Raw genomic sequence first — 19,707 nt, 5'->3', positions numbered from 1 at the left:
GGTACTCGGTCCCGAATATCCTCATCGGAACCGATCCAGCCCCGCCTGCCGGCGGGCGACTCCCGGTGGGTCCGGTCGCCACGGCGTTCGCTCCCCGCGGAGCGCGTCGGAGTCGACCGCCGGCGGATCGCCCGGGTCGCGGGCGTCGCAGTCGCTCCCGCAGGCCCGAGACGGATCGACGACGCGGTCGAACCGCGCGCAGTACGGCAGTCCCTCGGCCGTCGCCTCGGCGTGGACACAGGCCGGAAAACCGTACGTCCGCCAGCCCTTCCCGTAGGCGCGCTCGGCGATCCGTCGGCGCGCGCGGGCCTTCGATTCGGCGGACACGGGGACTACGTCCGTTCGGAGCGGGCGCTCGTCGACGAGTTCGATCCCCGGGGCGTCGGTTCGGAGCGGCGTCGCCTCTCGAATCACGTCCCGCGTCCCCGTCTCGGGGTCGAACCGCCAGACGCCGACCGCGGGCGGAATCCGGTTCAGGTGCGCGCGCGTGACGTGGCTCTCGGTCGCCAGCACGACCTCCTCGAAGAGGCCGAGCGAGACGTCGGTCCGGAGCTGTCGGGAGAGCGCCCCCGGATCGGCGAGATCCGGCTTGTTCTCGATGCCGACGAGTCGATCGAACCACCGCTCGGGGTAGCGCGTCGTCTGCCGCACGTACCCGCGACCGTTGCGGCGCTCCGTCTCGAAGAATCCGACGTCGACGGCGGCGTCGACGATCCCGTCGCGAATCTCCGGTGTGAGGTCACCGTCGAGCGCGCGGCGGCGGGGAACGGCCTCCCCCACGCCGACGTCGCTTTCGATGGCCCGCTTCGGAATCGCGCGCTCCGTGATCTCCGCGCGCTCGTCGAAGTCGGGGCCGGGGACGACGCCGACGACGTCGACGATGCGACGCCCCGCGCGATCGACGGTCGCCCCGAGCTGTCTGCTCAGAACCCACTCCGTTGCGGTTTCGAGGTGCGAACAGAGTTCGAGCTCGAAGGCGAACTCCCGCGGTGCGTCGGCGGCGGCCACGTTCGACCGTTTGGGTTCAGGAGACAAAAACGCCTCGTCGGGTCGCCCGTGGAACTCTCGCTGTTTCCTTTAGAAGTGGCCGGGATCGTCGGTGCCGTACTGGAGCTCGCCGCCGCGGCCACCCTCGACGGTGCTGCTGCCGTGATCGCCCGAACTGGGGACCTTCACGGTGACCGCTTCGACCGCCTCGAAGTCCATGATCAGGTCGGCTTTGATGTTGTCGGCGGTGATGTTCGAGATGCCGCACCCGGCGCAGGCGCCGCCCAGTTCGACGACGACCTCGCCGGAGTCGGGGTCGGCCTTCCGGACGACGCTCTCGCCGCCGTGCATCCGGATGATCGGCATCTGGCCGACCATCCACTCCTCGATGCGCCGTCGAAGGGAGTCCTCGGTGTCGCTCATTACCCTCTCTTGGGGACGGACGCTTTGGTACCTTGCGGTTGCGCTCGCGTCGATTCGCGATCGAGAAAAGTGTGTCACGGTCTTGCACGTGCGCACGGTTGTGGTTCCGTCCCGACCGAGCGGACTCCAGCGGTGTCCCGCCTCAGCCGCTCGCGGTCCCTCTTTGCCCCAGTCGTCGCCGGCCCCACCCTTCATCAGTCGTCGCCGGTATTGTCCCGCGTTCGACGCCGCAGCCGCCACGCCGCCAGTCCGATCCCGCCGGCGCCGGCGACGACGCCGAACCCCGGCGCGCCGATGCCGACACCGCCCGCCGGCTCCGTCGGCGTGTCCCCGCCGAGCTCCTCTGGCGTCTCCGATCGTCCGCCCGCGGTGTCTTCCTCCCGTTCACCGTTCGTCGCGGGTCCTGTGCGGGAGACGGACGTCACCGTCCGATCCGGGAGGACCGACGGCGGGTCGGCCTGCTCGCCGTCGTGGTCCGGAAACGTGTAGAGCCGCGCGGGGACGTCGTCGACTCCCCAGCTGCTCGCGACGAAGAACCCCTCTCGATCGCCCGCGCGGGCCACTTGGGCGGTCCAGAAGCTCGCCGCGTTCGGATCGCGCCACCAAGACAGTTCCCGGGGAGCGCTCGGCTCGGAGACGTCGTGTCGCTTCACGCCGCCGCGATACCACGCCGAGTAGAGGATACCGCCGGCGAGCTCGAAGTTGTGCGCGGTCGTCCACACGCCGTCGTAGGTGGGGTCCGGCGACGGCGGAGGCGGGATCGTCGCCCGCAGAATCGGCGCCCCCGGGTCGGAGACGTCCCAGAGGTCGATGCCGGACGGGCCGCCGACGTACCGCTCGGTGCTTCCGTCGGTGCCGGAGCCGTCCGACGCCGTCGATCCCGTCGACGTTGCCGAATCCGTGGACGCCGCCGAGTCCGTGGCTGTCGAGGGAGTCAGCGCGTCGGAGCCGTTCCCCGCGGCGTCGGCCTCCAGCGCCCACGACTCCCGGCCGACGCCGAGGAGCGTCCCCGACTCGTCGGTCGCGACGTAGTGGTGATTTCGCGGCGGCAGGGTCGACTCTCGCCGGGCCCGCTCGCGTGAGAGCCCCGCGAGGGCGGACGGATCGGGCGCGTCGACGCTCCCGAGCACGCGCGGCACCGTGGGATCGGAGACGTCGACGATCCACGTCCCGGCGTCCCACAGGGCCACGAAGGCGGTCGACCCGCGGACGAAGACGTCGTGGACGCTTCGCAGCGGCGTCGGCACCTCGCCCCACGCCTCGTCGACGTCGACGAGCGAGAACCGCCCCAGCTCATCGCCGGTCGCGATATCGAGGAGCACGAGCGGATTGCGGTCGCCGTCGTTGGCGGTCAGGTAGGCGACGCCGTCGCGGACGAAACAGTTGTGGATCGGATACGAGGTCTCGTAGAACGCCCGCTCGACGGGGGTTTCGGGATCGGACACGTCGACGACGAGCGCGCCGGCGAGCGCGCCCGGACGCGGGTTCGCGGGTCCGACGACGACGAGCGTCGTCGGGTCCGTCGCGTCGAGTTTCACGTCGAAAATGCCCCGCAGCGGGCCGCCGTCGCGGTCGGCGAGCGGTTCGCGAACGTCCGCCAGCAGTCGGGGGCGGTCGGGCACCGAGACGTCGACGGCGGCGTAGCCGCTCGTCGCCGCGAGGTACGCGACGTCGCCGTCGGGCCCGACGACCGCCTCCTTCGCGCCCTCGACGTCGATCCGGCCGTAGGGCTCGTACGGCCCCGGATGGGCGGCCGCGGTCGCCCGCGGGCCCGACCCGACGAGGCGGACGCCGGCGCCGCTCCCGAGCATCCCGGCGCCGACGCGGAGGAGGTCCCGTCGTCGCATCACAGCCGCGACCTGTCTCCCGTCCCCGCGGTCATCGCGCTCGCCAGCGCGCCCTGTACGACGACCTCGTCGCCGAGGGTCGTCAGCTGGATCTCGGGGACGTTCGACATCACCATCTCGTCCATCCGCTCGCGGATCGGGTCGAGCGTGCGTTCGGGGTTGTTGAGCGCGACCGCGCCGCCGACGTAGATGATGAGCGGCGCGTACGCGTGGACGATGTTCGCGACCCCCATCGCGTTCCAGTGGCCGAGCTGCTCGACGACGTACGTCGCGAACTCGTCCTCGCCGGCGTGCTCGAAGACGTCGACGGCCGAGAAGTCCGGGTCCGCTATCGGCAGTTCCGTCTCCAGTGGGTCCTCCTCGTGGAGGAACCGGGCGTACCGCGGGATGTTGTTGCCCGAGCAGTACCCCTCCCAGTGGCCGTCGTGACCGCACCCGCATGTGAGATGCCCCTGCGGGTCGATCGTCATGTGGCCGACCTCGCCGGCGTTACCGTCCCATCCGGCGAGGACGTGTCCGTCGACGCAGACGCCCGCGCCGATGCCCGAGGAGATGGTGAGATACACCATGTCGTCGGGGTTCCGCTCGGAGAAGAACCGCTCGCCGATGACGCCGGCGTTCGTGTCGTTGTGGAGATACACCCGCTCGGTGTCGAGCAGCACCGACAGCGGCCCGGTGAGCGGGATCCGATCGATGGTGTCCGGGAGGTTCGCCGGATCCTCGACGGTGCCCTCCGCGAGGTCGAGCGGGCCGATCGCGCCGATCCCCGCCGCGGCCACGCGTTCGGGATCGACGCCCGCGTCGGCGCACGCCTCGCGGACGATCCGGAGGACCGCCTCCGTGACGGTGATCCCGCTCGGGCCGTGCGGGGTTTCGCCGTCGCTGCTCCCGATGACCGTGCCGTCGTCGTCGGCGACGACCGCACGGACGTTCGTCGCCCCGAGGTCGACACCCACGTAGGAGGCCATTGTGTCGTTACGAGTGATCCCCACACTTAACTCAGCGGGTTCAGCACAGTGTTGCGGGCCCGTCTTCGCGAGCCCTAGCGCCCTCGAACGGACTTGAGCGTGCTCACTCGGTGCCGGCGCGAACGAACGTGACCGGACAGGGCGCGTCGAGCATCACCGTCTGCGCGACGCTGCCGAAGACCGCCTTGCCCGTCGGCGAACGCCGGCGACCGCCGACCATCACGCGGTCGGCGTCGACGTCCGCCGCCAGTTCGACGATCGTCTCCCCGTGGCGCCCGACCGCGCCGCGGACCTCGTAGTCGACGTTCGCCGCTCCCAGCCGGTCGGCGGTCTCGCGGACGCTCGAGTACCGGCGAGCGACGGTGTCGACCGAGATATCGCCGGCGTCGCGGTCGAAGTCCAGCGAATCGAGCGCGTCGTCGTACTCTTCCTGCGTGAACACGTGTCCGACGACGACCGTGGCGCCGGTGGGGCCGGCCACGTCGACGGTCTCTTCGGTCAGTCGATCGAGTCGGTCGCGGTCGTTCGGACCGACTGCCAAGAGAATGGTATCGATAGGCATCTATCACGATCATTCACGCACTCGTGATTAAAACGTATGTCCCGACCGGACGCCGGTCCGCCCCGCCGGGCCTCACCGCGGTTCTCGGGGCTGTCTATCGATGCTCGCCGCCCCGTCCGGCGAGAACGCTCCGCGGACTGCCGGCAGTTACGGTTAGTAATCGGGCGCGTCGTCCTCGACGGCGCGCTTCATCGAGTCGCGGCGGGACTTCGCGTCCCGCCCCGTAGCCTCGAGCAGGAAGTCGTTTTTGGCGTCGACGGCATCGCCGGCGGATGAGAGGTCCTCGGGCGACAGCTCGGTGGGGTCACGCTCTTCGAACTCGACGGCGAGTCGGTCTTTCTTCCCGCTGTAGGAGACCGCGCCGGCGACGATGCGCTCGAACACCGGATTATCCGGTTCTCCGATGACGTAGAGGTCGCTTCCCTTGTACTCAGTCGTCTCCGTGATCGGGCCGAAGTACTCCTCGACGGTCGCCTCCATGTCGGGAATCCGCTCTTCGAGCGTCTCCCCGCGACGCATCTTGTACTCCTTCATACGCCGTCGTTCGACAGGTGGCGGTTTACCTGTTTCGTCACTGTTCTCGCGCGGCGATGTAACCCTGTTTGCACTCCGGGCAGATGTCGCCCGCGCGCATCGATGTCGAACCCGCAGACTGGGTGTGTCCGCAGTTCGGACAGTAGAACTCCACGCGGTCGTCCGGGACGTCGGATTCGAGCGCGTCGGAGTCGGGATTCCGGATGAAGCCGCCGCTCTCGTCGGCTTCCCGCTGTCGGAGATCACCCGGCGCGGCCGCGGCGACGCCGTCGACACCCCCGGCCGTTCCGTTTCCGGCGTCTCCCCGCCCGTTGACTTCCGGTGTCAGGCCGTTGCCGCCGAATTCGAGGTCGGCGTCGGCGTCCGTCGCGGCGCCGAACCCCTCGTCGTCCCCGTCGTGGTCGGGCCACGTACCGACGTCGGATCCGCCACTTCGACCGCCGGACTCGCCGCCCGCGACGTCGCTTTCGCCGGGGGCGTCCTCGCGCTCTGGCCACGCGCTGCGCTCGCGTTCGTAGCCGATGTCGCGACCGTGAGAGTCCGCTCCGGCCGGTCCGGCTCCCTCGCTGCGCCCCCGTTCGGCGTCTCCGCGCCCGCCCGCGTCGCTCACACCGCTGTCGCCCTCGTCGGCGTCGATAATCTCGGCGTCGTTCGTCACCTGCTCGTGAGCGTCCTCGGGCGGCGGCCCGGTCACTTCGCCCGGCTCTCGGGCGGTCTGTACCGGGTCGGGATCCGCCTCCTCCGGCCACTGCGTCTCGTCTCGCTCCGTGTCCTCGGCGTCGAGAATGACCGCGTCGTCGACGTCGGGATCCGGCTCCCCGTCCCATTCGCCGCTCCCGGTTTCCCACTCGTCGCCGGCCGCCCCGGGCGCGGATTCGACCTCGACTCCCCCTTCGGTCCCGGATTTGACCTCGGCTTCCCCCTCGGCCGCCACGTCTGACTGCGGCGCCGATTCAGGTGCGGATTCGGGGGCGGGGTTGTCGGCCGCAGGCTCCGGCGTCGATCCGCTCTCGGCGCTCGTCTCGGGGGCGGGCCGGCTCGCTTCGGCTTCGGGGTCGTCGACCCAGTCAATCGCTTCCTCGACGTCGTTCTCGACCGACTCAGGCGGTTCGGCGGCGCTCCTTTCGGGAGCGCCCCCCGCCGATGCGCGTTCCGATACCCCGCCCGCGCCGGCGTCGGAAACGCGCCCCTCTGACGGCGAATCCGTCGCCTCTACCGCGGGAGTCGACTGCGGTTCGGCGTCGCTCGGCTGCTCGGCGTCGCTCCGCCGCTCGGCATTGCCCCGCTGCTGCGTGTTCGGGGCTGACGTCGCCGATGCCGCCGGGGCGCCGGCGTCGGGGTCCACCGCCGCGCTCGATCCGGAATCCGTCACGCCGCTCGCCGCGGTCGCGTCGGCAGCGTCCGCCGCGGACTCGCCGAGTCCGACCTCCGCGGGCGACCGAATGGCCGTCACCTCCTTGTTCTGGCTGACGACCTGTTCGTCCCCGCACCGTTCACAGACCTGCAGTTCCCGGACCGTGACGACGACCTCGTCCCCCTGTTCCTCCCGGCTCCGCTCGACCTCGGGTTCCCCGTACGTGTGCCCGAGAAGACGGCACTTGAGTCCCATTACCCGCCATTCCGGAACTCAGGGCCAAAAGTGTACCTCCTGCGTCAGACGGGCGGCAGACGACCGTCCGGACCGCGCGGCCGGACGCGAACGCGGCGGTCCTCCCGTGTGGTGGCGGTAAGCGTATACCCCGCCGGACCGAACGGTCGACTATGAGAGCGCGGCGCGAGTTTCGAAACCGGCGCGACGTCGAGGTGGCGGTTCTCGATGCGCTCGTGGATCGCGCGGCCGAGGGGATGACCGTCTTCGAGGTGCGCGCCGCCGTCGACGCCGACATCGACGAGATCGAGTCGGCGCTGGCGGCGCTGAAAGGCGACGGGCTCATCTCCGTCGAGAACGGCGACGACCGGGTGGTCATCCTCGTCGACGACCGCGTCGTACCCGACCCCGAGGCCGAGCAGGCGGACGAGCGCGGCCTCGTCGGGGCGATCCGTGACCGGTTCGGGCTCTGATACTGATTGTTCTCGTCCCGTCCCGGTGGGCGCCCATCCCGTTGACGGCACCCGCCGGTACACAGCGAGACCGGTCAGGATGAGCCGCCATCGGTGACGCGCGACGGGGCGCTCCCGCTGCGGTTTTCCCCTCCGAGCGCACACGGAGAGACAATGACGGTCGTCAGGGAGATGCACGAGGCGCACGGGGCGACGTTCGAAGAGCGCGGCGGCCGCCGGATCGTCAGCGACTACGGCCGTCCGGAGCGGACCCACCGCGCCGTCCGCAACGGCGCCGGCGTGATCGAGATGGGTTACGGCGTCGTCGTCGTCGAGGGCGACGACCGAGTCGAGTTCGTCGACGACACGGTCTCGAACCGGATCCCGCGCGAGGACGGCGAGGGCGTCTACGCGCTGCTCTTGGATCCGAACGGACGGATCGAGACGGACCTGTACGTCTACAACGCGGGCGAGCGACTCCTGTGTTTCACTCCGCCGACGCGCGCGGAACCGCTCGCCGAGGAGTGGGCCGAGAACGTGTTCATCCGGGACGTCGAGGTACGCGAGGCGTCGACCGATTTCGCCGTCTTCGGCGTCCACGGGGCGAAATCTACCGAGAAGGTCGCGAGCGTGCTCAACGGCGCGGGCGCGCCCGAACCGGCGCTCACGTTCGTCCGCGGGTCAATGGGCGGCGAGGGCGTCTCCGTGATCGCCAGCGACGGACCGGTCGGCGAAGAGGGCTACGAGATCGTCTGCGCGGCCGACGACGCCGATCGCGTCTTCGAGACGCTCCTGATCTTCGGGATGAACGCCGTCCCGTTCGGCTACCGGACGTGGGAGACGCTCACGGCCGAGGCCGGGACGCCGCTCTTCGAGACCGAACTCGACGGCCGCGTGCCGAACGTCCTCGGCCTCCGCAACGCGCTCGATTTCGAGAAGGGCTGTTTCGTGGGCCAGGAGGTCGTCTCGAAAGTCGAAAACCGCGGCCGGCCGAGCCAGCGGCTCGTCGGCCTTCGGATCGGTAGTGTCCTCGACGCGAGCGCAGACAGTGACGACAGCGACCTCGACGGCGAGGGCCGACCGCTTCCCGACTCCGGCGCGCCCGTCTTCGCTGACCCGGGCGACACTCCGATCGGCGAGGTGACTCGGGCCGTGGTGAGCCCGTCGCTCGACGCCCCGATCGCGCTCGCGCTCGTCGACTTCGAGGCGGACGCGACGTCACTGTCCACCCGCATCGACGGCGAACTCGTCGGTGCCGAGCGCGCGGCGCTCCCGTTCGTCGACGGGGGCGTCGTCTCGGCGCGGCTCCCCACGTATTTGAGCGGCTGAGTCGACGGCCGCTTTTCGCCCCGGTCAGCGCCCGAGCAGTTTCGCGAGGTGCTCCCGCGAGAAGAACGACGAGGGGCGGTCCATATGGACGCCGATCTCGCCGGAGAGCGTCCGGAGGCCGAGTCGCTGGACCGGTTCCGGCAGCGAGTACGCCCGCCGGATCCAGCGCCCCAGCGCGATCTCCCGAGAGAGCTCCGAGCGCCACGCCGACTCGTAGTCGCGCAGCGTCCCCGGATCGTCGGGGTCGATCGCCGCGGCCGCGCAGTCGGCTGCGGTCATTCCATAGAGGATGCCGCCGCCGGTGAACGGTTTCGTCTGCGCGGCGGCGTCGCCGACGAGGAAGACGCGGCGGCCGGTCACGCGCTCCGGCGGACCGATCGGGATCGCCCCCGAGCAGAAGTGCTCGGTCTCGACGCCGTAGGCCTCGGTCAGCCGGTCGAACAGCTCGCTCACGGACGCACCGGGCGGCGCGGCCAGCCCGTACTCGACGCCGGCCTCACCGCGCGGGATCCGCCAGGCGAAAAACCGCGGCGCGGTGAGGTGGACGTCGACGAAGTCGCCGTCGTCGGGGGCGGGATCGAACGCGAGCACGCCGTGGAGGATCTCGTCCGGTTCCGGGAGTCCGCACTGCCGCCGGACCCGCGAGGTGGGGCCGTCGCAGCCGGCCACCATCCTCGCGCGAACCGTCTCCGCCTCGCCCGCGTTCGAGACCGTGAGATCGACGGCGTCGTGACGCTCGTCGACGTCGACGACGGTGTGTCCCTCGCGAATGTCCGCGCCCGCCTCCCGCGCACACTCCGCGAGCGTCCGGTCCAGTTCCACCCGATCGATCACGTTCGAGACGGCCTCGCGCTTGAAGAATGGGTAGGCGGCCGAGTCGGGACCGCCCACGTGAAACCGCGCGCCGTAGACCTGATTCTGGAGGAGCTTCGGCTTCACACCGCTGGGGATGTACTCCCAGATGTCGGTGCTGACGTGCCCCGAGCACGCCAGCGGCGTCCCGATGGTCCCCTGCTCGAACGCGACGACGTCGTATCCCGCCGCGGCCGCGCGCCGGGCGAAGCGCGCGCCGGCCGGACCGACGCCGACGACCGCGAAATCGTACATCATCCGACGGTACCCGGCGCGGCGGCATATATCGTCGGATTCGAGATGGCGGCCGCTCTTCGACGGCGACGGTGCGCTCCTCGACAGCGGGCGCTTCCCAGCGGTGACCATCGAGCCCGGATGCCCCGTCGCTCCCGGCTATTCCGCTGTTCGGACGACCGCGAGCCCCCGGGTCGTGGTCCCGCGGAACGCCTCGGGCCAGTCGACGGCGACGCGCTCGAAGGCGTCGCCGCCGGTCGTTGTTCGGAACAGACCGCGGTCGGTGAGCGCGAACAGCTCGCCGTCGCCGACTCCGGGAGCGAGCGTCGCCCGGAGGACCCCCTCGCCGGTCGGGACGCCGCTGTCGTCGAGTCGTTCCCACCGGTCGTCTGCGTCGCCAGCGCCGGCGCCGCTCACCGTCGGGTCACGGCGTCGGTAGAGGTACGACGCCGCCGCGTCCGGCGTGTGCGCCCGGCGAGCGCTCGCGGCCGCCGAGAGGAGGACGTGTCCCGGATCGCCCGGATCGACGGCGACGCTCCAGCAGTAGCGGTGCCGGAGCCCCGCCTGCGGGAACGACCACGTCTCGCCTGAGTCGTCGCTCTCGGCGTAGCCGTCGCCCGCGGCGGCGCGGACCCGGTCTGGCGCGTCGGGGTGAATCGCCATCGTGTGGGTGTCGCGGCGCGTCGACGGCGCGCGCTCCTCCCACGTCTCCCCGCCGTCGCGCGTCTGGATCAGCGCGCCGGCCTCGACGGCGACGTAGAGGTGGTCCGGATTTCCCGGGTCGACCTCGATCCAGCGCACGTGGTGGGTGTCGGGTCGCGGCGGGAACGCCCACTCCGACGCGGAGGGAAGCGCTGTCAGTTCGTGGAGCTCCTTCCAAGTGGTCCCGCCGTCGGCCGACCGGTAGACGCCGCTGGGCTCGGTCCCGGCGTAGACGACGTCCGGATCGTGCGGCGATACCGTCACGCTGGTCACCGACGTCGCGAGCGTGTCGGCTCCGACGCGGGCCCACGTTTCTCCGCCGTCGACGGAGCGGTGCAGGCCGGCGTCGAACGTCCCGCAGAAGACGCGATCGGGGGAATCGGCGCCGGCGTCGAGACATTCGACGCTGTCGCTCTCGAAGGTGAGCTCGGCGGTCGGATCCGCGGCGGTGTCTTCGGCGTCGGCCACGTCGTGGGCGACGAGTACGCCCGCGCGCGAGGCGGCGTAACAGGTGACCATAGCGTGCGTACGTGTCGCACACACTTGGCGTCAGCGGCGGACCCGCTCAGTGGGGGCAGTACCCACTATACGGAATCCCGCTTGGCGAACAGTCGGCACAGCGGCGTCGCCCGGTTCTCGTCGGGCCCCCACGTCGACGTGCCGAGCAACCGCTGCCCGACGCGGGGTGGTCCCTACGTCACGCGGTTGCTGGTCTCGGTATCGGTTATAAACCCTCGCTCGCGAGAGCGCCTCGGCTCAGTCGTCGTCGGCAGCCTTCGCCGGCTTGCGCCGATCCGATCGCGGCCCCTCGACGTCGACGTCGGGGAGGAGGTCGCGGAGGTACCGACCGGTGTGTGAGGCCTCCGTCCGGGCTACGTCCTCGGGGGTACCGGTCGCGACGATCTCGCCGCCGTTCTCGCCGCCCTCGGGGCCGAGGTCGACGATGTTGTCGGCGTTCTTCACCAGATCGAGTTCGTGCTCGACGACGACGACGGTGTTGCCGCTGTCGGTGAGCCGCTGGAGCACCTCGATGAGCTTCCGCTCGTCCGCTTTGTGGAGGCCCGTCGTCGGTTCATCGAGGAGATACAGCGTCTCGCCGGTCTGTTTTTTCCCGAGTTCCTCCGCCAGCTTCACCCGCTGGGCCTCCCCGCCCGAGAGCGTCGTCGAGGGCTGCCCAAGCGTCATATAGCCGAGGCCGACGTCTTCGAGGAGTTGGAGTCGGCGGCGGAGCTGCGAGTTCGACTCGAAGAACGAGAGCGCCTCCGAGACCTCCATCTCGAGGACGTCAGCGATCGTGTTGTCCTTGTACGTCACGTCGAGCGTCTCGTCGTTGTAGCGCGCGCCGTCGCACTCCTCGCAGGGGACGTAGACGTCCGAGAGGAAGTTCATCTCGATCTTCACCGTCCCCTGTCCGCCGCAGGCCTCACACCGGCCGCCCTTCACGTTGAACGAGAAGCGGCCCTTCTCGTAACCGCGCTGCTTCGAGAGCTTCGTCTCGGCGAACAGCTCGCGGACGTAGTCGAAGACGCCAGTGTACGTCGCGGGGTTCGATCTGGGCGTCCGACCGATCGGCGACTGATCGATCAATCGGACAGTTTCGATCTCCTCGATCCCCTCGATGGCGTCGTGCTCGCCGGGGTCGACCGAGGTGTTGTCGTTCATCTCGCGGGCCAGCCCCTTGTAGAGGATCTCGTGCATCAGCGTCGATTTCCCCGACCCCGAGACGCCCGTGATGGCGGTGAACTGTCCGATCGGGATCGAGACGTCGAGGTCCTTCAGATTGTGCTGGCGCGCGCCGCGGATCCGGATCTCCGAATCGGAGTCGCGGCGCTCTTCGGGCACCGGAATCTCCTTTCGACCCGCGAGGTAGTCGCCGGTGAGCGAGCCCTCGGCCTCGCAGACGTCGTCGAAGTCGCCCTGCACGACGATCTCGCCGCCGCGCTTGCCCGGTCCGGGCCCCATATCGATGACGTTGTCGGCGCGGCGCATCGTCTCCTCGTCGTGTTCGACGACGAGTAGGGTGTTCCCGAGGTCGCGCAGTCCCTCGAGCGTGTCGAGCAGGCGGTCGTTGTCGCGCTGGTGTAAGCCGATCGACGGTTCGTCGAGGACGTAGAGGACGCCAACGAGACCGGAGCCGACCTGCGTCGCGAGCCGGATGCGCTGGCTCTCGCCGCCCGAGAGCGTCGACGCTTCCCGGTCGAGGGTGAGGTACTCGAGTCCGACCTCCTGCATAAAGCCGAGGCGGGCGCGGATCTCTTTGAGGATCTCCGCGGCGATCGTTCGCCCGCGGTCTGTGAGCTCTGATTCGAGCCCCTCGAAGTGGTTCAAGGCGTCGCCGATGCTCATCTGATTGACCTCGGTGATCGACGTGTCGGCGACGAGGACGTGTCGGGACTGCTCTTTCAGCCGGGTTCCCTCGCAGGCGGGGCAGGTCGTCACGGCCATGTAGTCTTCGATGTGTTCGCGCGTCGACTCGGAGTCGGTCTCGACGTGGCGGCGCTCGAGGTTCGGAATGACGCCCTCGAAGCGCTTCGTCTTCCGCCGCGTGCCGTTGCGCGTCTGCCGCTCGAAGACGACCTCCCTGTCGGTGCCGTAGAGGAACTGCCGTCGAATCTCGCTTTCGAGCTGCTCGAAGGGCGTGTCGACGCTTACGCCGAAGTGCTCGGCCACCGAGTCGAGACGCGTCCGGTAGTACGAGCGGTTGTACGACCAGGCCTCGAAGACGTGTTTGATCGGCTTCGAGGCGTCGCGGACGACGAGGTCCTCGTCTACTTCCTTGGTCTGGCCGAGCCCCTCGCACTCCGGGCAGGCCCCGTGCGGGCTGTTGAACGAGAACGAGCGCGTCTCGATCTCCGAGAACTGGAAGTCGGAGTTCGGATTCCCGAGTTCCTCGGAGAACTCGACGATCAGCCGGTCGTCGCCCTCGCCGGCGAGCGCGCCGGTCGATCGGGTGTTCGAGGCGAACGGCACGTCCGCGGGCGGGTCGGGGACGATCACCTTCAGGACGCCGTCGGCCTCCGCGAGCGCGGTCTCGACGGAGTCGGCGAGCCGTGATCGGCCCTCCGGTTCGATCTTCACCCGGTCGACGATCACGTCGATCGTGTGGTCGTAATTCTTGTCCAAGTCGGGTCGGTCGATCGTCAGGTCGTAGGAGTCGCCGTCGACCTCGACGCGGGCGTACCCGTCGGCGACGAGGTCCTCGAAGAGGTCCTCGAACGCCCCCTTCTGGTCGCGCACGACCGGCGCGGCGATCTTCGCGCGGGTCCCCGCGGGAAGTTCCAGCAGCTGACTCACCATGTCTTGGGCGGACTGCTCGCCGACCTCCTCGCCCGTGATCGGATCGTACTGCGTCCCGACGCGGGCATAGAGCAGCCGGAGGTAGTCGTGGAGTTCGGTCACCGTGCCGACCGTCGACCGGGGGTTGTTCGCGGCGTTCTTCTGATCGATGGAGATCGCCGGCGAGAGCCCCTCGATGGCCTCGACTTTCGGTTTGTCCATCTGCCCGAGGAAGTTGCGGGCGTACGCCGACAGCGACTCGATGTACCGCCGCTGGCCCTCGGCGTACACCGTGTCGAAGGCGAGCGACGACTTCCCCGACCCCGAGAGGCCGGTGACCACCGTGAACGTCTCGCGCGGAATCCGGACGTCGAGGTCCTTCAGATTGTGCTCTTCGGCACCTCGAACCTCGATGAAGTCCTTGCTCATCTACGGCCGGGTAGGGAGAGCGAAGAGGAAAGTTCGTCGGTTTCGATGGTGCCCGCCGTATACGGTCAGACCCAGACAAAAACGGCAGAAAAGCGCTCAACCGCTCGAAGATGGATGCAGCGCCGCGCGTCTAGTTCAGTTTTCGGCGGGCGACAGCGACGCCGGTGGGCGCGATGATGATCTGGTCGTCGTCCTTCTGTGCGATGTCGCCGTCGACCTCCTCGGCGACCTGTCGGAGGTCGTCGACGATGTGCTCCATCGTGCTGTCGGACGTCGTGTGCCGCGTGATGTCGGCGATCACGAGGTCGCCGTCGTAGACGGCGTCTTTGATGTCGATGACGTCCTGCTGGCCGCTGATCGTCGCGATCCGGACGTTCATCCCGGCCTCGCCGCGGGACCCCTCCACGTCCCCGAGGTCGATGTCGAGATCGAGGTACTCGTCTGTCGTGTGTTGTCCGCCCCCGCTGATGATCTTGCTCATTATGCCCATACGGACCACAAACGCCAGTAACACGTTAGTTCTTACGTCAGACGCTCGTCAGACGCACACGGATTTCCGACGTTCGAGCGATTCGCTGCCGGATCGTCAGGCCGGACGGGGAGTGGGTTGGCCGCCTCATACTGAGACTGAGGCTAGTACTGATCCGGGTTCAGATTCTGATTCTAATTGTTCTCGTCTCGTCTCGTCCCGGCGAACGCCGTCAACAGGGTGGGCGCGCTCAAGGGAGTGGGCGTGCTCAACGGGGTGGGCACTCACCGTACACCGTGAGAACAGTCAGTATGAGAACAGACAGTATCAGACGGCGAACTCGAAGAGGTCGTCACCGACGTGGTGGATCGACTCGACGACCTTGCCGGCGTCGCCCGCCATCTCGTCCCCGTCGACGAGCGCGCGTCCGATCGCGAGCGTCTTGCCGTGGGTCTCCTCGGCGACCGTGACGAGGTCGCCCTCGCTCACGTCCTCGTCGGCCGCGACGATCCCCGGGCGCATCACGTCGGCGCCGTCGCTGACGAACGAGATCGCGCCGGCGTCGACGGTGACGATCCCTCTCGTGGGCTCGTGGCGGTTTGCCCCCTGCACCGTCAGGAACGCCTCCTCGGCGAACTGGACGACGTCGGCCTCGCCGTCGACGAGGACGACGTCGAAGGGCTCCTCGGCGAGTTCGACCATCTCGTAGGTCTCGCCGCCGAGGTCGACGCCCGTCTGTGCCTCGATCGTGGCCTCCAGTTCGTCGATCTCGTCGGCGCGGAGGTGGTGCCGAGATTTGATCTGCATACCGGGGGCACGGCACCCGTGCCGATAAATCACGCGACACGGCCCCCGCCTCTCCCGCCGCTACGCCCCCCGACGCGCAAAACGCTAAGTGTGGGTAGTGCAATCTTTCGAGTATGTGGCGTTCCCGGGACGCGCGGGGCGGGAGGACCGTCGTCTGCATCGCCTGCGGGACGGTGCTCCCGCGCTCGGAGACGCGCGAGTACGACAAATACGGCGACCGCTGGGAGCGACACGGCAAGACGTTCGAACGGATCTGCAAGGAGTGCTACCGGGGTCTCTGCCACCAGCCTCGCGGGGAACTCGAATCCCTCCTGATCGACCTCGAACGGGCAGAGGCTTGGGACGATACGGACACCCGGGAGCGCGGACGCACGGAGCGCTCGCAGGCGGCGTTTCTCTCGCGGTACGTCCGCGCCGTCGAGGAGCGCTACGGTACGCCGGAGGATCCGGAGCGGAAGCGCTGAGGTCGACGGTCCGAACGGGTGCCGATGGTCCCCCCGCGACCGCTATGACTTGGTGCCGACGACGACCGCCTCTCGTATCTCCAGCGCCGACTCCCACTCGGCGCGTCGATTCGTCTTCGTGCCGGTCCGCCGAAGCTGTCGGCCGTGTGCCCGCTGCAGGGCGTCGGCCTCGCGCGCAGTGATCTCAATCTCTGCGCCGAGCTCGCGCCAGTGGCCGTCGGGGACGAGAAAGACTGCTCGCTGTCCGTCCTCGAAGGCGCACTCGTAGGATCGGCGGTACGCGTCCACCCGCGAGGCGAGATGCGCCTGTGCGGAGCGAAGGAGCGGCGCGAGCCGCGCCGGGGAGACGCTGGCGGTCGCCGCCGCAGCGAGCAGGACGTCGCCGTCCAGCGGGATGTCGGAGTGGTCGGGGTCGACGTCGCGACGACCGCCGCGGTCCGGCATCTCACCCACCGGCGCGCATGGCCTTCCGCGAGAACCGCTCGATCAGCGAATCGAGCGCGGCCGGATCGCCCTCGAAGGCCACCGTCACCTCCGTCAGCGACAGCGTGGGACCGATCGAAACCTTCTCCGAGGAGAGCGTCGCCGTCCACCCCTCGCCCTCGACGCGCTCGTCGCCGACGACGTCGCCGCCGAGCTTCTCGAGGTAGTGGCGGGCCAATCGGACCGAGATCCCGCGGTAGGACTTCTCTCGCGTCTCCCGTTCGGCGCTCACGGCTCGGCCCCGCCCGAGCACCCGCCCGCGACGGGCGGGAAGATGCTCAGCGTGTCGCCCGGTTCGATCGGCGTCTCGGGACCCGCCTCGTGTTCGACGTCGCGGCCGTTCAAGAGCACGTTCACCTGCGGCCGGACCGACCCCTCATCGAGCAGTTCGCCGGTCAGTCCCTCGAACTCGTCCTCCAGCGCGAGCAGGACGTCGCCGACGGTCTCGGCGTCGTACTCGCGGGTGATCGTCTTCGTCCCGACCGCTTCGCGGAAGGTGGCGAAAAAACGCAGTTGAAACGACATACCCGATGCTGGGGCGCAGCGGGCAAAAAGGATGCGCGCCTGTGCGGCCCGCTACCTCCGCCGGTACGCGATCGACCGCCGGTTCGGATCACCGATCACCGAATCGGATCCCGTCCTCGACGAGCCGGTAGTTCCGCTCGCGGTCGATGTTCGCGGCGAGCCACTCGTGCTCGTAGAGCTGTGCGATCAGCTCCGCGTAGAGGTTCCGCCACGCGATCGCGTAGATGGGCGACTGCCCCCACGCCCGCAGTTCGGGCACGAACTCGTCGTAGGTCTCCATCTTCGCTTCGAGGTGCTCGATGGCGTCGACGGCGTCGCTCGCGGCCTCCGCGTCGGAGTCGGCGGATTCGATCGCCTCCCGGAGGCTCGCTTCGATGCCGGCGACGGCCGTCTTCATGTCCGCGGCGGCGTTCGCGCCGTCCTCCGGCAGCGAGTCGAGGACGCCTTTCGGCACGCCGAGTGAGAGTTCGCGGTCGGGCTCCGTGGAGTCGCCTGTCATACCCGATGGGAGGGAACGCGGGGTGAAAAAGTCGCGGTCGTCCGCGGGACCACCGATCCCGTTTCGTCGGCCGCTCTCGAGCGTCTCTCCTTCGAATATCGGTCGTACGGACGGCTTAACGAAGTAGTCGGGTCCCGAGACGGCACGCGGAGGCCGACCCCCGAATATGATCTCTCCGCGCTCGAAGGCATCGACGCACGACCGCTTCCGACGGTTCATCGCGTGGTACACGGTCATTCTCGGCGGCTTCTCGACGCTGCTTTTGGGTTCGATCGTCCTCATCGCGTACGTCTTCGATGGGTCACTGGCGCTGTACATCGACAAATTCGGCGAAGCGGGGCTCGAGGTCGGCCTGTTCGCGGTGGTCTGCGGGACCGTCCCGTTCGGCCTCTACGTCCTCGATGACTTCCTCCGGTCCGACACCGAGTGAACGTCCTCGCTTCGTCTCGCCGCGACGAGACAAGGAAATCGCAGGAACTATGATGGCGGAATGGTTCAAAATACGACAATTCAGATGGCAGAGCATCTCATTAGCACGATAGTCGAGCAGATAGCCGACGCCGAGGGGGTCGACGCCGCGGAACTCGGCCTTTCGCTCGGCGACTACGTCGATCTCGACGCGCTGGAGACGTTGGCGGCCCACGACAGCGGCTCGTGGGCGCTCGTCTTTGAGACCCCCACGTACGAAGTGACCGTCAGACACGACGGGTCGGTCTCGGTCTCGGACATCGACGAGCGAAATCCGCTACTCGAGCAGACGGACTGATCGGGGCTGGTGTCGTCTCTTCTCGGGGGGCGCGCCCCCCGCTTTCGGGATCACTGGTAGCAAGCCGCAACCGACTCACGAGGCGGCCGTTCGGCTCCTCATAATCGTTGTTACGGTGCACCGGTGAGCGCCCGCGCCGTCGACGGCGTTCACCGCGCCGACGAGAACAGTCAGTCTCAGCGGTCGTTCAGTCACCGCGAGTCGCAACGCCGAAAAAATGGGTCGGTTGGGTCGGTTCGTCGTTATTCGCGTCCGAACGCCAGGTACGCCCCCGCGGCGAGTGCCACGATGACGATGACGACGCCGCCGATGAGGAGCGCGCCGGGCCCGCCGTCGGGCTCGGGCGTCTCGGTCGGCGTGTCGGGTTCGGGCGTGTCGGTCGACGGTGCGTCGGTGTCGGGTTCGGGCGTGTCAGTCGCGGTGGTCGTCGGCTGTTCCTCCTGGGCGAAGACCGCGTAGGTGGAGAAGCCCGCCGACGGCGCGTCGAGGACGACCTGCTCGCCGTCCTCGCTCTCGACCGTCGTTTCGAGCAGTTCCCACTCGCCGCTGTCCTCGTTCAGGTGGCCGATGACCAGCCGATCGGACGAGACGTCGAGTTCGTCCAGTCGGGACTGCCGAACGCCCATCCGAACGCGTTCGACGCCGCTCGAGTCACCCGACGTGAAGGTGATCTGTGCGCCGGTGACGAAGGTCGAGCCCTCCGGTTCGGGCGCGGGCGGCTCGGTCACTTCGTTGATCTCGACCTCGGCGTCGATGTCGGTCTGGCTACCGAAGCCGACCGACGAGAGGGAGATTCCCTCGTCGACGCTGATAGTCGGGTTCGTGCCTGTCGCAGGGGCCGAGACAGAGGCAGGCTCAGCCGGCTCTGCTGGTGCAGCGCCGCCTCCGCCGCCTCCGCCGCCGCCCCCACCGCCCCCGCCGGAGGATTCTTCGACCTCGACGTCGACGCTATCGCTCAGTCCTTGGTACTCGGCCGTAACCGTCGCGCTACCGGTACTGTCGGCGCTGATCGTCGTCCCGTCGATGCTTACGACATCGGTGTCGTCACTACTGAGTGCCGTATCAGCCGTTACCTCTTCTGAATTCCCGTCAGCGAAGGTTGCTGTTACGACTGCGTCGACGGAATCACCGTCAGTGAGAGTCACCGAGCCAGTGCCCCCTCCTAGTTCGAGAGTGATCTCGTCGGCGATTTCACTCGCTTGGAATCCTGTGAGATCCTGCTCGAAGACACCAGATCCCACATTATCCATCTCGAGTTCTTCGTTCGCCTGCGGACCATCGACACTCCCGATGTGGAATGTGATCGTCGAGCCGGCGTTCGTGTGGGTTTCCAGCTTATCCGAACTCGGATCGTCCGAGGCATAAACCCCGCTTTCACCAACTACAACGGAGTCTTGCTGATCACCATCGACTGCGAGCACGATAGTCGTTCCTTCTGGTACATCTCCGCTAGCCATACTCGCCGAGCCATAGAACACGACAGGTTCCCCTGGCTCGTCGGATTGAGCAAC

General features: G+C 68.6%; 22 protein-coding genes. 5 read left to right on the top strand and 17 right to left on the bottom strand.

Going from position 1 to position 19,707, the window contains the following annotated elements:
• Positions 1–21: 21 nt before the first annotated feature.
• The 7 genes from ACT3HL_RS12255 to ACT3HL_RS12225 form a co-directional block, all read right to left on the bottom strand.
• A complete protein-coding gene (locus tag ACT3HL_RS12255; protein WP_445087122.1) occupies positions 22–1,008 on the bottom strand; it encodes a DUF5787 family protein in 987 nt (328 codons plus the stop codon).
• Between the two features lie 69 nt (positions 1,009–1,077).
• Positions 1,078–1,410 (bottom strand): NifU family protein, encoded by a 333-nt coding sequence (locus ACT3HL_RS12250; RefSeq protein ID WP_445087121.1) that lies wholly within the window; start codon positions 1,408–1,410, stop codon positions 1,078–1,080.
• Positions 1,411–1,604: 194 nt separating this feature from the next.
• Complete coding sequence (locus ACT3HL_RS12245) at positions 1,605–3,257, bottom strand: LVIVD repeat-containing protein (protein WP_445087120.1); 1,653 nt, start codon at positions 3,255–3,257, stop codon at positions 1,605–1,607.
• Positions 3,257–4,225, bottom strand: coding sequence for an ROK family protein (locus tag ACT3HL_RS12240; protein ID WP_445087119.1), 969 nt, complete (start codon positions 4,223–4,225; stop codon positions 3,257–3,259). Before ACT3HL_RS12240 ends, ACT3HL_RS12245 begins: the two co-directional genes overlap by 1 nt.
• A gap of 103 nt (positions 4,226–4,328) precedes the next feature.
• On the bottom strand, positions 4,329–4,787 hold the full coding sequence (locus tag ACT3HL_RS12235; protein WP_445087118.1) for a universal stress protein: 459 nt from the start codon (positions 4,785–4,787) through the stop codon (positions 4,329–4,331).
• A gap of 153 nt (positions 4,788–4,940) precedes the next feature.
• Positions 4,941–5,321 carry a DUF5611 family protein gene (locus ACT3HL_RS12230; RefSeq protein WP_445087117.1) on the bottom strand — a complete coding sequence of 127 codons (381 nt, stop codon included), beginning with the start codon at positions 5,319–5,321 and terminating at the stop codon, positions 4,941–4,943.
• Between the two features lie 37 nt (positions 5,322–5,358).
• Positions 5,359–6,930, bottom strand: a complete 1,572-nt coding sequence (locus tag ACT3HL_RS12225) for a DUF7093 family protein (RefSeq protein ID WP_445087116.1) — start codon at positions 6,928–6,930, stop codon at positions 5,359–5,361.
• A 152-nt stretch (positions 6,931–7,082) separates the two neighbouring features.
• On the opposite strand from ACT3HL_RS12225, the gene ACT3HL_RS12220 reads away from it, so the two are divergent.
• Together ACT3HL_RS12220 and ygfZ are read left to right on the top strand one after the other, a co-directional pair.
• The gene (locus tag ACT3HL_RS12220; protein WP_445087115.1) at positions 7,083–7,382 is read left to right on the top strand and encodes a DUF6432 family protein; all 300 of its coding nucleotides are present in this window, start codon (positions 7,083–7,085) and stop codon (positions 7,380–7,382) included.
• A 153-nt stretch (positions 7,383–7,535) separates the two neighbouring features.
• On the top strand, positions 7,536–8,690 hold the full coding sequence (ygfZ, locus tag ACT3HL_RS12215) for a CAF17-like 4Fe-4S cluster assembly/insertion protein YgfZ (protein ID WP_445087114.1): 1,155 nt from the start codon (positions 7,536–7,538) through the stop codon (positions 8,688–8,690).
• Between the two features lie 24 nt (positions 8,691–8,714).
• On the opposite strand, the gene ACT3HL_RS12210 is transcribed toward ygfZ, so the two are convergent.
• The 5 genes from ACT3HL_RS12210 to ACT3HL_RS12190 form a co-directional block, all read right to left on the bottom strand.
• Positions 8,715–9,797, bottom strand: a complete 1,083-nt coding sequence (locus ACT3HL_RS12210; protein WP_445087113.1) for a geranylgeranyl reductase family protein — start codon at positions 9,795–9,797, stop codon at positions 8,715–8,717.
• 138 nt (positions 9,798–9,935) lie between these two features.
• Positions 9,936–10,997, bottom strand: a complete 1,062-nt coding sequence (locus tag ACT3HL_RS12205; RefSeq protein ID WP_445087112.1) for a WD40/YVTN/BNR-like repeat-containing protein — start codon at positions 10,995–10,997, stop codon at positions 9,936–9,938.
• Between the two features lie 237 nt (positions 10,998–11,234).
• A complete protein-coding gene (uvrA, locus tag ACT3HL_RS12200; RefSeq protein ID WP_445087111.1) occupies positions 11,235–14,183 on the bottom strand; it encodes an excinuclease ABC subunit UvrA in 2,949 nt (982 codons plus the stop codon).
• Between the two features lie 130 nt (positions 14,184–14,313).
• Positions 14,314–14,673: a cell division protein SepF gene (locus ACT3HL_RS12195; protein WP_445087110.1), complete on the bottom strand. Its 360-nt coding sequence runs from the start codon at positions 14,671–14,673 to the stop codon at positions 14,314–14,316.
• 306 nt (positions 14,674–14,979) lie between these two features.
• Positions 14,980–15,459, bottom strand: a complete 480-nt coding sequence (locus ACT3HL_RS12190; RefSeq protein ID WP_445087109.1) for a PUA domain-containing protein — start codon at positions 15,457–15,459, stop codon at positions 14,980–14,982.
• Positions 15,460–15,572: 113 nt separating this feature from the next.
• On the opposite strand from ACT3HL_RS12190, the gene ACT3HL_RS12185 reads away from it, so the two are divergent.
• Positions 15,573–15,923 carry a DUF7562 family protein gene (locus ACT3HL_RS12185; RefSeq protein ID WP_445087108.1) on the top strand — a complete coding sequence of 117 codons (351 nt, stop codon included), beginning with the start codon at positions 15,573–15,575 and terminating at the stop codon, positions 15,921–15,923.
• Between the two features lie 42 nt (positions 15,924–15,965).
• Here ACT3HL_RS12185 and ACT3HL_RS12180 read toward each other — a convergent pair whose 3' ends face one another.
• From ACT3HL_RS12180 to ACT3HL_RS12165, 4 genes are all read right to left on the bottom strand, one after another.
• The gene (locus ACT3HL_RS12180) at positions 15,966–16,367 is read right to left on the bottom strand and encodes a hypothetical protein (RefSeq protein ID WP_445087107.1); all 402 of its coding nucleotides are present in this window, start codon (positions 16,365–16,367) and stop codon (positions 15,966–15,968) included.
• 1 nt (position 16,368) lies between these two features.
• Entirely contained in the window at positions 16,369–16,638 is a 270-nt protein-coding gene (locus ACT3HL_RS12175) for a hypothetical protein (RefSeq protein ID WP_445087106.1), read from the bottom strand.
• Entirely contained in the window at positions 16,635–16,931 is a 297-nt protein-coding gene (locus ACT3HL_RS12170; protein ID WP_445087105.1) for a ubiquitin-like small modifier protein 1, read from the bottom strand. The genes ACT3HL_RS12175 and ACT3HL_RS12170 overlap by 4 nt, the downstream gene beginning before the upstream one ends.
• Positions 16,932–17,019: 88 nt before the next feature.
• Positions 17,020–17,430: a hypothetical protein gene (locus tag ACT3HL_RS12165; protein WP_445087104.1), complete on the bottom strand. Its 411-nt coding sequence runs from the start codon at positions 17,428–17,430 to the stop codon at positions 17,020–17,022.
• Between the two features lie 166 nt (positions 17,431–17,596).
• On the opposite strand from ACT3HL_RS12165, the gene ACT3HL_RS12160 reads away from it, so the two are divergent.
• Both ACT3HL_RS12160 and ACT3HL_RS12155 read left to right on the top strand, forming a co-directional pair.
• Positions 17,597–17,860 (top strand): hypothetical protein, encoded by a 264-nt coding sequence (locus ACT3HL_RS12160; RefSeq protein ID WP_445087103.1) that lies wholly within the window; start codon positions 17,597–17,599, stop codon positions 17,858–17,860.
• Positions 17,861–17,944: 84 nt separating this feature from the next.
• Complete coding sequence (locus ACT3HL_RS12155) at positions 17,945–18,196, top strand: HalOD1 output domain-containing protein (protein ID WP_445087102.1); 252 nt, start codon at positions 17,945–17,947, stop codon at positions 18,194–18,196.
• A gap of 242 nt (positions 18,197–18,438) precedes the next feature.
• On the opposite strand, the gene ACT3HL_RS12150 is transcribed toward ACT3HL_RS12155, so the two are convergent.
• On the bottom strand, positions 18,439–19,437 hold the full coding sequence (locus ACT3HL_RS12150; RefSeq protein ID WP_445087101.1) for a hypothetical protein: 999 nt from the start codon (positions 19,435–19,437) through the stop codon (positions 18,439–18,441).
• Between the last annotated feature and the right edge of the window lie 270 nt (positions 19,438–19,707).

This window comes from Halobellus sp. GM3, assembly GCF_052545375.1.
This window is presented reverse-complemented; position numbering and strand designations above follow the sequence as displayed.

Bases quoted from the DNA above. Each gene is read 5' to 3' on its own strand.
- ACT3HL_RS12235 (WP_445087118.1), bottom strand. From the start codon at position 4,787: ATGCCTATCGATACCATTCTCTTGGCAGTCGGTCCGAACGACCGCGAC.
- ACT3HL_RS12155 (WP_445087102.1), top strand. From the start codon at position 17,945: ATGGCAGAGCATCTCATTAGCACGATAGTCGAGCAGATAGCCGACGCC.
- ACT3HL_RS12205 (WP_445087112.1), bottom strand. From the start codon at position 10,997: ATGGTCACCTGTTACGCCGCCTCGCGCGCGGGCGTACTCGTCGCCCAC.
- ACT3HL_RS12250 (WP_445087121.1), bottom strand. From the start codon at position 1,410: ATGAGCGACACCGAGGACTCCCTTCGACGGCGCATCGAGGAGTGGATG.
- ygfZ (WP_445087114.1), top strand. From the start codon at position 7,536: ATGACGGTCGTCAGGGAGATGCACGAGGCGCACGGGGCGACGTTCGAA.
- ACT3HL_RS12185 (WP_445087108.1), top strand. From the start codon at position 15,573: ATGTGGCGTTCCCGGGACGCGCGGGGCGGGAGGACCGTCGTCTGCATC.
- uvrA (WP_445087111.1), bottom strand. From the start codon at position 14,183: ATGAGCAAGGACTTCATCGAGGTTCGAGGTGCCGAAGAGCACAATCTG.
- ACT3HL_RS12245 (WP_445087120.1), bottom strand. From the start codon at position 3,257: ATGCGACGACGGGACCTCCTCCGCGTCGGCGCCGGGATGCTCGGGAGC.
- ACT3HL_RS12190 (WP_445087109.1), bottom strand. From the start codon at position 15,459: ATGCAGATCAAATCTCGGCACCACCTCCGCGCCGACGAGATCGACGAA.
- ACT3HL_RS12180 (WP_445087107.1), bottom strand. From the start codon at position 16,367: ATGCCGGACCGCGGCGGTCGTCGCGACGTCGACCCCGACCACTCCGAC.
- ACT3HL_RS12225 (WP_445087116.1), bottom strand. From the start codon at position 6,930: ATGGGACTCAAGTGCCGTCTTCTCGGGCACACGTACGGGGAACCCGAG.
- ACT3HL_RS12170 (WP_445087105.1), bottom strand. From the start codon at position 16,931: ATGTCGTTTCAACTGCGTTTTTTCGCCACCTTCCGCGAAGCGGTCGGG.
- ACT3HL_RS12210 (WP_445087113.1), bottom strand. From the start codon at position 9,797: ATGTACGATTTCGCGGTCGTCGGCGTCGGTCCGGCCGGCGCGCGCTTC.
- ACT3HL_RS12160 (WP_445087103.1), top strand. From the start codon at position 17,597: ATGATCTCTCCGCGCTCGAAGGCATCGACGCACGACCGCTTCCGACGG.
- ACT3HL_RS12230 (WP_445087117.1), bottom strand. From the start codon at position 5,321: ATGAAGGAGTACAAGATGCGTCGCGGGGAGACGCTCGAAGAGCGGATT.
- ACT3HL_RS12240 (WP_445087119.1), bottom strand. From the start codon at position 4,225: ATGGCCTCCTACGTGGGTGTCGACCTCGGGGCGACGAACGTCCGTGCG.
- ACT3HL_RS12220 (WP_445087115.1), top strand. From the start codon at position 7,083: ATGAGAGCGCGGCGCGAGTTTCGAAACCGGCGCGACGTCGAGGTGGCG.
- ACT3HL_RS12195 (WP_445087110.1), bottom strand. From the start codon at position 14,673: ATGGGCATAATGAGCAAGATCATCAGCGGGGGCGGACAACACACGACA.
- ACT3HL_RS12165 (WP_445087104.1), bottom strand. From the start codon at position 17,430: ATGACAGGCGACTCCACGGAGCCCGACCGCGAACTCTCACTCGGCGTG.